Source organism: Bacillus pretiosus (assembly GCF_051294775.1).
Lineage (GTDB): Bacteria > Bacillota > Bacilli > Bacillales > Bacillaceae_G > Bacillus_A > Bacillus_A wiedmannii.
Map to the genome: position 1 here is coordinate 19,305 of NZ_JBPPHF010000003.1, position 13,723 is coordinate 33,027.

The 13,723-nt window shown below is 34.8% G+C and carries 15 protein-coding genes and 1 pseudogene; 6 read left to right on the top strand and 10 right to left on the bottom strand.

Annotated elements, in window-relative coordinates; translation table 11 throughout:
• Positions 1 to 9: 9 nt before the first annotated feature.
• Positions 10 to 1,164, top strand: a complete 1,155-nt coding sequence (gene kdpDN, locus ACSG5Z_RS16640; RefSeq protein WP_137012264.1) for a KdpD-like non-kinase potassium sensor — start codon at positions 10 to 12, stop codon at positions 1,162 to 1,164.
• Positions 1,165 to 1,186: 22 nt separating this feature from the next.
• Here the strand turns inward: kdpDN and ACSG5Z_RS16645 are convergent, their stop codons facing one another.
• Entirely contained in the window at positions 1,187 to 2,368 is a 1,182-nt protein-coding gene (locus ACSG5Z_RS16645) for an MFS transporter (protein ID WP_435711784.1), read from the bottom strand.
• A gap of 140 nt (positions 2,369 to 2,508) precedes the next feature.
• On the opposite strand from ACSG5Z_RS16645, the gene ACSG5Z_RS16650 reads away from it, so the two are divergent.
• Together ACSG5Z_RS16650 and ACSG5Z_RS16655 are read left to right on the top strand one after the other, a co-directional pair.
• Positions 2,509 to 2,970 carry a MarR family transcriptional regulator gene (locus ACSG5Z_RS16650; RefSeq protein WP_435711785.1) on the top strand — a complete coding sequence of 154 codons (462 nt, stop codon included), beginning with the start codon at positions 2,509 to 2,511 and terminating at the stop codon, positions 2,968 to 2,970.
• Between the two features lie 128 nt (positions 2,971 to 3,098).
• Positions 3,099 to 3,953 carry a patatin-like phospholipase family protein gene (locus ACSG5Z_RS16655; RefSeq protein WP_435711786.1) on the top strand — a complete coding sequence of 285 codons (855 nt, stop codon included), beginning with the start codon at positions 3,099 to 3,101 and terminating at the stop codon, positions 3,951 to 3,953.
• A 113-nt stretch (positions 3,954 to 4,066) separates the two neighbouring features.
• On the opposite strand, the gene ACSG5Z_RS16660 is transcribed toward ACSG5Z_RS16655, so the two are convergent.
• Complete coding sequence (locus tag ACSG5Z_RS16660; protein ID WP_097890211.1) at positions 4,067 to 5,368, bottom strand: NCS2 family permease; 1,302 nt, start codon at positions 5,366 to 5,368, stop codon at positions 4,067 to 4,069.
• A gap of 203 nt (positions 5,369 to 5,571) precedes the next feature.
• Between ACSG5Z_RS16660 and ACSG5Z_RS16665 the strand changes: the two are divergent.
• The 3 genes and pseudogenes from ACSG5Z_RS16665 (at position 5,572) to ACSG5Z_RS16675 (ending at position 7,622) form a co-directional block, all read left to right on the top strand.
• Positions 5,572 to 6,437, top strand: a pseudogene (locus tag ACSG5Z_RS16665) (SDR family oxidoreductase).
• A 68-nt stretch (positions 6,438 to 6,505) separates the two neighbouring features.
• Positions 6,506 to 7,267: a L,D-transpeptidase gene (locus ACSG5Z_RS16670; protein ID WP_435711787.1), complete on the top strand. Its 762-nt coding sequence runs from the start codon at positions 6,506 to 6,508 to the stop codon at positions 7,265 to 7,267.
• Positions 7,268 to 7,370: 103 nt separating this feature from the next.
• A complete protein-coding gene (locus ACSG5Z_RS16675) occupies positions 7,371 to 7,622 on the top strand; it encodes a hypothetical protein (RefSeq protein ID WP_087985823.1) in 252 nt (83 codons plus the stop codon).
• A gap of 34 nt (positions 7,623 to 7,656) precedes the next feature.
• Here the strand turns inward: ACSG5Z_RS16675 and ACSG5Z_RS16680 are convergent, their stop codons facing one another.
• From ACSG5Z_RS16680 to ACSG5Z_RS16715, 8 genes are all read right to left on the bottom strand, one after another.
• Positions 7,657 to 7,872, bottom strand: a complete 216-nt coding sequence (locus ACSG5Z_RS16680) for a DUF1540 domain-containing protein (RefSeq protein ID WP_088062010.1) — start codon at positions 7,870 to 7,872, stop codon at positions 7,657 to 7,659.
• 72 nt (positions 7,873 to 7,944) lie between these two features.
• Positions 7,945 to 8,397 carry a thioredoxin family protein gene (locus ACSG5Z_RS16685; RefSeq protein ID WP_435711788.1) on the bottom strand — a complete coding sequence of 151 codons (453 nt, stop codon included), beginning with the start codon at positions 8,395 to 8,397 and terminating at the stop codon, positions 7,945 to 7,947.
• Between the two features lie 12 nt (positions 8,398 to 8,409).
• On the bottom strand, positions 8,410 to 8,829 hold the full coding sequence (locus ACSG5Z_RS16690) for a disulfide formation protein C (RefSeq protein WP_147787587.1): 420 nt from the start codon (positions 8,827 to 8,829) through the stop codon (positions 8,410 to 8,412).
• A gap of 164 nt (positions 8,830 to 8,993) precedes the next feature.
• Positions 8,994 to 9,242 (bottom strand): YhdB family protein, encoded by a 249-nt coding sequence (locus ACSG5Z_RS16695; protein ID WP_001195461.1) that lies wholly within the window; start codon positions 9,240 to 9,242, stop codon positions 8,994 to 8,996.
• A 120-nt stretch (positions 9,243 to 9,362) separates the two neighbouring features.
• Entirely contained in the window at positions 9,363 to 9,872 is a 510-nt protein-coding gene (locus ACSG5Z_RS16700) for a PCYCGC motif-containing (lipo)protein (protein ID WP_087985819.1), read from the bottom strand.
• Between the two features lie 45 nt (positions 9,873 to 9,917).
• Entirely contained in the window at positions 9,918 to 11,027 is a 1,110-nt protein-coding gene (locus ACSG5Z_RS16705; RefSeq protein WP_087985818.1) for a GerAB/ArcD/ProY family transporter, read from the bottom strand.
• 16 nt (positions 11,028 to 11,043) lie between these two features.
• Positions 11,044 to 12,126: a Ger(x)C family spore germination protein gene (locus tag ACSG5Z_RS16710; protein ID WP_087985817.1), complete on the bottom strand. Its 1,083-nt coding sequence runs from the start codon at positions 12,124 to 12,126 to the stop codon at positions 11,044 to 11,046.
• Positions 12,123 to 13,640: a spore germination protein gene (locus tag ACSG5Z_RS16715; RefSeq protein WP_137012246.1), complete on the bottom strand. Its 1,518-nt coding sequence runs from the start codon at positions 13,638 to 13,640 to the stop codon at positions 12,123 to 12,125. The genes ACSG5Z_RS16710 and ACSG5Z_RS16715 overlap by 4 nt, the downstream gene beginning before the upstream one ends.
• Positions 13,641 to 13,723: the final 83 nt, after the last annotated feature.

A 13,723-nucleotide genomic window follows, 5' to 3' on the forward strand; every position in this document is an offset into this window, starting at 1 on the left:
AGAAAGGTTGTGAGTGTGTTGTATGCGGATGACTATAAACCAACGTTTCAAAGGCGAACACCAGAAGAGTATTTAGAATATATTCGTCAGCAAAACCGCGGGAAGTTAAAGCTATACGTAGGAGCGGCTCCAGGAGTAGGGAAAAGTTATAAAATGCTACTTGATGCAAGAGAGATGAAAAAGGACGGTATGGATATTGTAATTGGTTTAATTGAAACGCATGGAAGAAAAGAGACAGAAGACGCAATTGCTGATTTAGAAAAGGTTCCTTTAAAAGAAATAGATTATAAAGAGAAAGTATTTTATGAACTCGATGTAGAAGGAATTATAAAACGTGCACCCGGGGTAGTTGTTGTGGATGAACTTGCGCATAGTAATATTCCTGGATCTAAAAATAAGAAACGTTATATGGATGTACAGGAATTGCTAGACGCTGGTATATCCGTATTATCAGCGTTTAATATTCAACATTTAGAAAGCGTACATGACATTGTAGCTCAAATTACGAATGTTAACGTGCGAGAACGTATTCCAGATTTTATTTTACAAAAAGCAAATGAAATTCAGCTCGTTGATGCAACCCCGGAAGTATTAAGGAAGAGATTAATAGACGGGAAGATATATAAGGAAGAAAAAATAGAGCAAAGCTTACAAAATTTCTTCACGCTTAATAATTTAGGGGCACTAAGAGAATTATCACTTCGGGAAGTTGCCGATGATATGGACGAGAAAATTAGCCAAACCGTTATAGAACCGATTGGTGTGAAAGAAAAAATTCTCGTTTGTGTACAATACAGTTCAACAGCAGAGAAGTTAATACGAAGAGGTTGGCGTATGGCGGATCGGTTAAATGCTGAATTGTATGTATTAAATGTTGAAAGGGAAAATATAGAGTCCCTTTCAGCAGGGAAAAAGCAAACGATTGAAGAGTGGAAGTTGCTAACGAATCAATTTGATGCGAGTTTTGTTTTAGAAGAGGCAAAAGGAAGAAAGCCAGCGGATGTTATTATTGAAGTCGCGAAAAGGCTACAAGTAACGCAAATTTTACTCGGACAATCAGCAAGAACAAGATGGGAAGAAATTCGAAAAGGTTCAATTGTAAATGAAATTATGAGGCAAACGAAGTATATTGATATTCATATTGTTGCGGATCAAAGAGTTTAGAATAGAGACCATTTGTAGGTCTCTATTTTGCTTTTTGTGTGGCAGGGAAGCGTAGCAGTTTCATCGCATATAAGATTATGAGTAGAAACATAAGTGCACCTATGAAGAAAATCCAAAAGTAATTTTGATTAAATAAAAGAAATCCACCTACAAGTGGTCCTGTTCCCATACCGAGATAGCGAATAAAGTTGTACATACCGATAGCAGTTGCGCGTTCTTGTACGAATTCTTCTGTTAATAAAGTAGTGTGAGTTGGCATAGAAAGTCCCATACTAAAACCATATAAAGATGTAACGATAATGATGAATGAGATATTGATGCTATATGTGAAAGAGAATAAAGTGACACATATAATATTGAAGAAACTAGTGATGAATAAAGCTTGCTTTGTTGTGAGGCGTTTTTGCAAAAGCTTGTAGCAATAACTTCCTAACATAATAGAAAGGGACATCGGTACAAATATAAGACCAATTTCACTTGCAGTTAAGTGAAATAAATTTGTTAAAATGCTCGGTAAAAAAATGAGGAAGCAAAAGTAAATACAAAATTGAATAAAGCCAATAAGAGTAATAGAAAATCCAGTTTGATTTTTTAAGATAAACCAGTAATTCTTTTTTGCTTGCGGTTGTTTAATTACAGTGGGGTTTGTTTCTGGAAGTAGTGAAATGTTTATAATTAATAAGAGAATGCCAAGTGTAGATAAAAACAAAAATACGTATAAATGGCCATTTATATTGCCGAGATAACCACCTATAAGAGGGCCAATTGCAGGTGCGAGAGCAAGTAACATTTGATACAGGCTCATCGCTTCTCCGCGTTCTTTTCCTTCAAATAAATCACCGATAATCGTTGCTGCAACTACAGGTATAGCCGCTATTCCTATTGCTTGAACAGCTCTAAAAAATAGAAATAAATAAACGTTCGCCGAAAAAGCACATCCGATTGAACCAATTGTACTAATGATTAAACTAGGGATAAGGATAGATTTTCTCCCTTTTGTATCAATTAAAGGTCCATATATGAGCTGCATAATTGCAAGAACGAATGTGAATAGTGAAACTGTTAAATTTACTAGATAAAGAGAAGTGTGAAAAGAAGCTTGAATCATAGGCAAGATAGGTGTGTAAATATTTTGGGCGAAGGAACCGAGTAAGGCACTCATACAGACAACGTATAAAATGAAATGTAGTTTGGATTTTTTCATTATGTTAACCTCCTTGTAATTTAGTTTCTTTGGAAACTAAATTCATTTTAACATGTTTTTCTCACTTGTAAATATGAAAAAATAATTTTAAAATGGTATATAGTTAAATTGTTTCTTTGGAAACTTAGGGGGCGAACGGATTGGATTATGCAACGAAACAAATGGAAATACTTTCGGACATTCGTACACTTTTGCATAAAAAAGAAGAACATTTGAAAGGGCAAAACGAGAAGTTTCTTCGTGAGACAGGTATAAGTGGTATGTCTTTATCTGAACTACATGTGATCGAGTTTATCGGAAAAAATGCTCTGATGAATGTAACTGCTATTACGACAGAAATGGGAATGACGAAGGGTGCAATCTCTAAAATTTGTACAAAGTTGTTTCAAAAGCAATTCGTTGAGAAGATGCAAATGTTAGATAATCAAAAAGAAATTTTCTTTCGCTTAACGGAAAGCGGAAATGAAATATATAAAGCTCATGATAAATTGCATAAACAAGCTGAAGAAAAGTGGCTGCTATTGTTAGATGGATATACGGAAGAAGAGCAAGATTTTATTCAAAGGTTTATAAAGGATGTCTCCAAACATTTTGAAATATAATTGGAAGAAAAAACTCCTTTATTTCAAGCCTTTTGAATATAATTTCTAAAAAAACTCATATATAATAGAGAAAGATACTTAACATGGTGAATAATTAAAGAGTCAATATATAAAGAGGAGAGAATAACATGCTTGAAAATACGGGGTTAGTATTAGAAGGCGGCGGTATGCGTGGTGTATATACGGGCGGGATATTAGAATACTTTATGGAACAAGATTTATATTTTCCATATGTAATTGGTGTATCAGCTGGTGCTTGTCATGCAGCGTCGTATCTTTCCAGACAAAGAAATAGAAATAAAACGGTCAATATTGATTATGCATCACACCCACAATATTTATCGTATAAAAATTTATGGAGAAAACGCCAATTGTTTGATATGGAGTTCATTTTTCATGAAATTCCAGAAAAACATGTCCCGTTTGATTTTGAAACATATTTTAATAGCCCAGAGCGTTTCCTTGTAGGAACAACAGATTGTGAAACAGGACAGTCTGTTTATTTTGAAAAAGAAGGAACGAATGATGATGCACTAAATTTATTACAAGCATCTAGTTCATTACCTTTCATTGCACCTGTAGTAAATTACCGTGGTAAGCAGTTATTAGATGGTGGGATTTCTGATCCAATTCCAGTTCGTAAAGCACAGGAAGATGGGTTTAAAAAATCAGTCGTTATTTTAACGAGAAATCATGGTTACGCGAAGAAAAAGTCAAAGTTTGGATGGGTGGCAGCGAAAGCATATAAAAAATATCCGAACCTTGTGAACACGATGTTGAATCGTTATGAAGTATATAATGAAACACTTCACTACATTGAAAAAGAAGAGCAAGCCGGGAATTTATTTGTTATTCGCCCAGAAGTGTCGCTTCAAGTAGATCGTATGGAAAAAGATACAGCAAAACTACAAAATCTATATGAGCAAGGCTATGAAGATGCAAAGAGACAGTTTGCAGATTTACAGTCGTTTTTACAAAAATAAGTATTAGGCTGTGGAGAAGACTTTCGTAATATTGTTGCAAAAGGAAAATAGAGCATCGAAATTCGATGCTCTATTTTTTTATACATAAAAAAAATCCCTCTTTATGAGGGATTTTAATGTGGTAAGAAAATCAATTGATAAGCGAACAAGATTCCGAATACATACACAAGTGGGTGAACAGAACGGAATTTACCTTTTGCCACTTTCATAAGTGGGTATGAAATAAATCCAAGTGCGATACCTGTTGCGATACTTGATGTAAGTGGCATGCTTAAGATTACTAAGAATGCTGGGAATGCTTCATCAAATGCGTCCCAATCGATGTGGCGAACTGATCCCATCATAAGACTACCAACGATAATTAATGATGGTGCAGTAATAGCTGATACGCCAGAAACAGCACTTACTAATGGTCCGAAGAATGCTGCTAGTGCAAATAGAACAGCTACTGTAACAGTTGTTAAACCAGTACGACCACCAGCTGCAACACCAGCAGATGATTCAATGTACGCTGTTGATGGTGTTGTTCCGAACATAGAACCGATTGTTGCTGAGAATGAGTCAGATAGAAGAGCTCGTCCAGCTTTTGGAAGCTTTCCATCTTTCATAAATCCACCTTGTTGAGCAACTCCAAGTAATGTACCTGTTGTATCGAATAATGTAACAAGGAAGAATGAAAATACAACGCCGTACAATCCGTAGTTAATTACATCAGATACAGCAGTAATTGGATTGGAAACGATGATTCCTTCTGGTAATCCAGGCATTGATGTAACGCCGTTTGAGAACGATAATTGTCCTGTGAAGTAAGCGATAATACCAGTTAATAGCATGCCGATAAATAGTGCACCATTTACATTTAAAGACATAAGGACAATTGTAATTCCAAGTCCAGCTAATGCTAGTAGTACTGGAGCAGAGTGAAGATCACCAAGTCCAACTAAGTTTGCTTCATTTTTTGTAACGATACCTGTTAAACGTAAACCGATAAAGGCGATGAAAAGACCGATACCAGCAGTAATTGCATGTTTTAAGTTTTCAGGAATTGCTTCCATTAATTTTGTACGGAAAGATGTGAATGATAACAAAATTAAAATCATACCTGCTACGAATACAGCAGAGAATGCAATTGCGAAAGTCATGCCTTCATGAGCTTTTACAACAGAGTAAGAGAAGTAAGCATTTAATCCCATACCTGGTGCGATTGCGATTGGTAAGTTTGTAAAGATTGCCATAAATAATGTTCCGACAACAGCAGCGATAATTGTTGCTGTAAATGCTTGTTCAAATGGAACACCTGCATCCCCAAGGATGACAGGGTTTACGACAATGATATATGCCATTGTTAAGAAGGTAATAATACCTGCCATAATTTCAGTTTTAATAGAAGTTTTATGTTTTGAAAGGTTAAACATATAAACATCCTTTCTGTTTACGAATAATTTTCACAACAGTTATATATAATATTCGTTTTTTAACTATTTTGCAATAGTTTTGCATAAAAAGTTTACAACAATTCATATTTTGTGTCTTAAATTCGAATATTAATCGTAAAACGATGTGTGAATTTCAGTTTTTATTGTGCGCATATTATAAGGAAAAGGAGTTGAAAGAAGATATGCCACAGCAAAAAAACTTTGTAACAATGCCAGCGCAACATCAAAATAAACAACCTGGTATTGAATCGTTAATGAATCCTCTACCACAGTTCGAAGACCCAAATTATAAAGGAAGCGAAAAGTTAAAAGGAAAAAATATATTAATTACAGGAGGAGATAGTGGGATTGGACGCGCTGTTTCCATCGCTTTTGCGAAAGAGGGAGCAAATATTGCGATTGCGTATTTAGATGAGGAGGAAGATGCAAATGAGACGAAACAATATGTTGAGAAAGAGGGGGGGAATGTGTATTGTTGCCGGGTGATTTAAGTAATGAACAGCATTGTAAAGATATTGTAGAAGAGACCGTTCGGCAGCTAGGTAGTTTGAATGTTTTAGTAAATAATGTCGCGCAGCAATATCCGCAGCAAGGGCTAGAGTATATTACAGCAGAACAGCTAGAAAAGACTTTTCGTATTAATATTTTTTCTTATTTTCACGTTACGAAAGCAGCACTTTCTCATTTAAGGCAAGGGGATGTCATTATAAATACGGCGTCTATCGTTGCGTATGAAGGAAATGAAACTTTAATTGATTATTCCGCAACGAAAGGAGCAATCGTAGCTTTTACAAGATCGCTTTCTCAATCGTTAGTGCAAAGAGGGATTCGTGTAAATGGTGTTGCGCCGGGACCGATTTGGACACCACTTATCCCATCGAGTTTTGATGAGAAGAAAGTCTCTCAGTTTGGAAGCAATGTTCCGATGCAAAGACCTGGTCAACCATATGAACTAGCGCCAGCATATGTATACTTAGCGTCTGATGATTCATCCTATGTTACCGGACAAATGATGCATGTAAATGGAGGCGTTATTGTAAATGGATAGTTTTCATTGATAAGAGCAAAGTAAAGTTAATTCCACTAATTATATTGAGCGCTAGGGGAGGGATATAGATGAAAAAATTATATTTCGTCATACTATTATTTTTCATCCTACCGGTTAGTGCTTTTGCTGATACAGATCATTTAATATTAGTGAATCTTACGACAAACCGGTTGTCTTTTTTTGAAAATGGAAATTATACAAAAACATTCCCCGTAACAACTGGAAGAGATCGTACACCTACGCCTGAAGGTAATTTTTGTATTATAACTAAATTTAAAAATAAAGAATACCATCGAAAAAAAATAGCTGGTGGTGCACCGAATAATCCTCTCGGTACGCGTTGGTTAGGTTTGGATAAAAAGGAGTATGCGATTCATGGAACAAATCGGGAATGGACGATTGGAAGCCGAGAGTCGAATGGCTGTATTCGCATGCATGACCGGGATATACAATGGTTATATGATCGGGTGCAATTACAGACGAAAGTAATCATTTCTCGTTTTCATACGAGCCCTGAACATGAAGCGAATAAGCTTGGTTACCGCGTTGTGAGCTGGAATGGTCGTAAAATAGAAGAAGAGCAAATTGGCATGCTTACGTTAGTAGACCGTGCTGATATATATTGGCAAGAACCAAATGGGCAGTTAACGAAAGTGAAAACGGTATTGCCGAACGAAAGATATGCAGTGTACTCAAAACGAAAAGATGGAATATATTATATAGGAAACAATTTGTATATTGTGGATGAAACAGGAGAAAAAATTCGTTATGAGCAAATTCCTGCCTCGACTTTAAGTAATATATATAAACGGAAATATAATGTTCCATAATGGCTACCGTATTACAGACGGTAGCTTATTTCTACTTCGAGTTTAACTGCAACTATTGTATTTTGCTGAATATAATACAGTACAGATAGGGGGCGGTTACATTATGAAAAGTGAATTTGCTTTTAAAGTTTTCTTAGTAACGACCTGTTTATTTATCGTGTATTTGTATGCGTTTCTCGTTTTTTCTTTTTATGTTCCATATTTTGATTTAATATTATTTTTCGGATTTATTTGGGCATTTGTGAAAGCGAGAGAAGGTGAGAAGAGTATATATCGGCGTATTACCCTATGCGGGACAGCTATTCTCGTTATTTTGTACTTTTTTATCATGCATGATTTTTGGAGAGGAATGTAAAAAAAGCATACGAGTAATCGTATGCTTTTTATGTTTAATATTTTGGCTTAAATGTATGACAACAAGTTTCTACACTCGTTGCTACAGAACTTTCTAGCGTCTCGTTTGTTAAAACCGCACCTGTATACGAATCATTTGCATTCGAACCAGCCTCTTGTGCATCTGGTTGAACAACGATTGCACTTGCTTGACAAAAGTTACCTTGTCCCCAAAATGAGCAATTGGAAACAGAACATTTCACTTCTGGCATAAAACCCCCTCCTTATACATTAGTTTGGGATTTTACGCCCATTTCATGTGTAGAAGGAGTTTCCTTTTCGCATTATTTTTTCGTTTGCTCAAGCCATTCTTTTAATTTGTCTTTCGGTTGTTCACCACTAATACGGCTTACTTCTTTGCCATCTTTAAAGTGAATGATTGTTGGAGTTCCTTTAATTTTATATTCATCCCAAGGAGCATCTAGTTTTTCAATATCCATAACTTTCATATCAACGTTCAAGTCTTTAGCCATCGGTACTAAGACAGGAGATAGCTTTTGGCAATGAACGCAAGATGTTTGATAAAAGTATACTGTTTCTTCTTTTTTCTCTTTTAAATTCTTTTGAAGATCTGAAAGAGAGATTTTGTTTGTATAGTAGTCAGGGCCATTTGTTTTACTATCAGTAGCATTATCAATTTTTTGGCTAGTAGCATTTTTTTCTTCCATTTGTGTGACAGCGAAAATTGCTGCAAACAAGGCGATAATAATACCACCAAATATAAGCATTTTTTTCATTGTTTCATCTCCTTATTTGTTTTTTATTGCAATAAAGCTACATACAGCGATTGTAATAAAGCCGATAAGTGCTAAAAACGGGATTGTAATAAAACCAAACCAGTTTATGAATTCTCCGGTGCAAGGTACACGGCCGCAAGCTGCTCCAGCAGCTGAAAATGCTGCGACTTTTTGAATTGCGTAGTGATATAAAGAAATACAAGCACCGATACTTGCAATTGGTAAAGAATAACTTGCGATGCGATAATCTTTCTTTGCTACAGCGATACCAAGCCATAAAACGAATGGATACATAAAAATACGTTGATACCAACAAAGTACACAAGGCTCAAATTTCATGATTTCGGAAAAATACAGACTTCCTAGTGTAGCGACAAAAGAAGCTCCCCATGCGGTAAGTAAAGCATATTCTTGCTTTTTTTCTCGTCTCATATTTTATACCTCTCTTATAATAGTTACATACTAAATTATAGTATGAAGTGCTATAGAAAAGAAAGAAAAAATATGTTTATCAATAAAAGTTTTATAAGGGGAAACTTTTATTGATATCGATATTTAAAAAAGCGCTATTCTCTTTATGAGAATAGCGCTATATTTTACATTTGAATTTGCTCTACTTCTTCTATATGTGACTTTTGGGATGCATGGTCAATATATTGAAATAGGAGCTGCAATTGTTTATCAACTTCTGGCATTTCTTTACTGTATTGATAAGCGTGTAAAAAATGTTCAATACGCTTAGAAAATAGTTGATCGTTCGTTTGAACCATAAGAACGAGTAATTTATCCCAATTACAGCTATACGTGTAATAGAGAGCTTTGTCATAGTCGTTATATGTTTGCACTGTGTACCCTCCTTACTGAGGAGTTATATATAGTGTGTGACAAGTAAGGGGAAATACACTTGAAAGAATTTGTTAAGAAAAAAAGTGAATGAAAAGAAAAAACGAGGTGTTTCCTCGTTTTTAAGCTTTTGGCATTGGTGTAGGTGTTGGTTTTCCATATCCTTCTTTATATTTATTGTCAATATAGTTGCGAATTTCCAATGTTGATTTTCCTTTTTGTTTCATGGACGCAGATTCAACTGCGATTTCTAAGCAATTGACACAAGTCGTTGCGTGGGAATCCCAAACAACTTCACCATTCTTTTTCATTTCACGAATAAAGCAGTTTTTATTATTTTTATGTCCTACACTCTCACCACAACCGCAGTAACATGGAATCCAATCTAATAGCTCTGCATTTTGCCCAGCGACAGTGTAGATATCTTTCATTTGTGGATCAAGCTTGTCTAGGAAGGTAGGAAGTGTGTCGACTCCTTTTGTTTTTTCTTGAATGTCAGCTTGCTGAGTATGCGATGCGTGGTCATGCTCTTCTTTTGATTCAGATGATTTCTTTTCATTTGTACTAGTAGCTCCGCAACCAGCAAGAATTAAACTCAGTATTGCAAGTAAAGAAAATACATATTTCTTCATACGCTTGTCCCCTTTACAAATGTATTAATCAAATTGTATCAGAGATTATGGTGTATCGGTTGAAGATTTTTTCGACTGATTTTTGAAACGCCATCGTAGTGAATGAAATAGAAATAGAATTGGGATATAGGCGTATACAATATATAAACCAGCTTGAGATAGCACCGTATTTAATGTATTGATACTCTCACGGTTTGTGAAAAATAAGGAAGCTGTAAAGACCATGAAAATAAAAAATGGTAATGTGAATGTAAAGGGAATATGGAATGAACGCTTCATCGTTTGACATGATGACCAAATGGTTAAACAAAGGTTTGGCAAAATAATTAAAAACCAAACGAAAATAATAATATATTCAAAGCGTTGAATAAAAGGGACTTTAATGATTTTTAACATTGTTAAAGTAGGCCAAATCGTGTGATTCAATTGGCCCTCGCTATAATACATAAAAGATACGATGGCTAAAACTACATAAATTAAGGTACTAAAAGCAATACCTGCATGAGCCCATCTTTTTAAGGATTTTCCTTTTTCAATAAATGGATAGAAGATTAAGATCGTCTCAAAACCAAGAAACTCTAACGCAGAGTGTTTTGCAGATATAAGCATGTCAAAAGGTGAATGTGTAAAAATAGGTAAAATATTGCGGAAATGTGCATATTTCATTGGATAAATTAAAAAGAATACAACGAAAATAGGAAGAACGACTCCCCAAAAACATATTCCCGTCACAGAGCGAAATCCTCCCTTTATAATATAGTAAGTCACTAATAAAAACATAAGGGTTAGTTTCCATAACTTAATGGTAGGGAAAATCCAAACTTGTATTACTTCCATATATGTACGAAGAACAGTAAGGCAAAATAATAAGCAATAAAGAGTAAAAATTACAGAAAATATAGAACCAATCCATTTTCCAAAGCTCGTTGTATGAATGCTAATTAAATCGCCATCTTTTTCTAACATTTTTAGCATGCAAAACAGTACAATATGAGTTGCAATACCTGCTATGATTAGAGATATCCAAGCGTCATAACCAGCATTTTTTAAAATTACCCGTTGATATCCTAGAATTCCTATTCCAATTTGAAGAGAATGTAACAAAACAAATGCAAAATATGGAGAGACAGTCTTTGTTTTATTCATTGTATGCATTGCTTATTTCACCTCACTATTCCCCAATTCCAGATTGTACAATGTTAATATCTAAATTTATATCCACAGCTATATTCGGGTACATATTCCGAATTTGGTTTATATTCCATTTTCTCGTATGGCTTCTAATTTCATCGCGTATTCCTAAAGGATCAATTCTCTTTTGTTGAAATTTTTTTATTAATTCTTCACAATCTTGTTCAACGTTTCGTTCAATTTGTTTTTTTATATAATTGATATTTGTTTTTTTTCTTAAATCAATCCAATTAGGGGAGTTTTTAATTAGTCCATTTAGTTTTAAATGGATTTTTACTTTTGGTATGTCACCAGTTTGATCAATATCATACTTGCTTTCCCCAGCTAAGTTTTGTATGACAACCATACCTTTATGTTTGTTCTTCTTTATCGCTGCTTCGTAACGTCCATTTTTCGTAGGGTTAATAAGTAATTTTGCTAAAACAGAATGTCTTTTATCTGTATACATAACGACTTTATCACCTTTTAAAAAAGCAAGTCCTTTGACAGCCACGGAATGATTATCGTCCATTTTAATATAAGGAACATACGCATCACATACAGAAGAGTAGTAATTATATAAAAAAATGTTTAATGTGGTTTGTGGAATGTTCTCGTTTCGTATATTTTGTTCAAGTAAATCAGCAATGTATAACGAACCATTTTTTTTTCCATAATTTAAAAGCTCTTCAGCCGATCCATCTACAATTGCTAGTTGTACATCACGCCCGATATTTGGATCACGTTGTAAGTTAGTAATAATTTCCCCCATTCCTTGTTCTCCTAGATCTTTTCCAAATAGAACGACACGCATTTGACCTACAACAACATTGTGGGGGGATTTTGCATTTAATCGTGAAGCGATTGTTTCAAGTGAGCGGGCAGATGTTGATTGAGTTTCTGGTTTCGATTTTACACCATGTGTATACTCTGGAAATAAGATCGTTCCTTGGAATCTTTTGTTTTTTGTGATGTCAAATCCAGCAATATGAATAATACGCTGTGTATCCACTATATACGTTTGTGTACAGCCAGTTTGTAGAACAAAAAGGGTTATAATAAGGAACAATAAGAGTTTTTTCATTCATTATCACCATCACGTTTTTGCTTCGCTTTGTTTGGATTATAGCGCCATTTAGATTTTGGTCTAAGGAAAGAAGGCCTTTGTGCAGTTTGGCTAAACGGTAAACGGAAAAAACCTTCCGCTGTACCTAAACCACGAAATGGATATAAGGGTAATAAATAAGGTGATCCAAGTGATTTTAATTTAATTAAATGAGCTAAAATAAACACAAACCCGACAATAAGACCTAATCCACCAAATGCACCAGCTAAAAGAATAAGTGGAAAGCGTAACAACCGAATAGTAGAAGACATTTTTACAGTCGGCGTTGTGAAAGATGCAAGAGCGGATAAAGCAACTGCAATTAATAAAATCGTACTCGTTAAAGCGGCTTCAACAGATGCTTGCCCAATTACAATCCCGCCAACAATACCAATTGTTTGTCCGACTTTCGTCGGTAAACGTGCTCCCGCTTCACGAAGCAATTCGATTGTAATCTCTAGAAAGAGTGCTTCTAGAATAGGCGGGAAAGGTACGTTCGCTCTCGAGAAAATAATAGGTCCTAGTAAATCAGCAGGAATCATTTGATAATGATATGTTAAAGCCGCTGTATAAATAGCGGAGGAAAAAAGAGAAAATATAGCTCCGAAAAAACGGATAACGCGAAAGAACGATCCAATCATCCACGGTAAATAATAATCTTCTGGTGAAATGAAAAAATCTAGTAACGTTGTCGGTCCTAATAAAGCATATGGAGAGCCATCTGTTAAAATTAAAACTTCCCCGTTAATTAATGCAAATACTGCTCGATCTAATCGTTCTGTAGGTAATAGAACAGGGAATGGTGAATTGCTATTATCACTAATAAATTGCTCAATCATAGTCGAATCAAATGGAACATCAAAGTCAATGTCTTCTAGTCGTTGTATTGCAGTGTTGATAAATTGTTCATTTGTAACCCCTTCAATATAAGCAACTGCTACTTTCGTTTTTGACATAGATCCAACGATAACTTCTTTGAAAATGAGTTGCTCCGTTACAATATTTCGGCGCAATAAGTGTATATTTGTATCAAGGTTTTCAACGAAACCGATTTTAGGTCCAATTACGCTATACTCATTTTCTGTATCGTTATATAATCGTGTTCCTAAAACAGTACTTTCGGCACGAATTAAAGCATATTGATCGGGATTCGAATTGCTTTTTAAGCGTACTAAAATATATCCACCTAATAATTTCTCACGAATATCATCAATAGAGGGAGAGGTAATAATATCTTCAATGGAGACAATATTACATAGGTCAGAGATATTTTGAATATGTTCTGATTCCTTTTTCATAGGAGTTAAAATAAACTGTTTAATAATAAGTGCTTCCACGACAGATTTATAATAAAACAAGCATAACGTTTCATCTTCAAGTACGTTATAAGATACAAAATCGCTAGATTCTTTCATGGTATGTATAAATTCTGGAATAGAACAAAGTGTTTTTGCCGTAGTCTTTTTGGATTTTTCAGATGAGAAACCGAACATTTTTACACCCCCCTGACATATAGCATTTACTTATGTTAGTTTTTGGGAAAGGCGGGAATTTATACTTGAAAATTGAAAGTTCA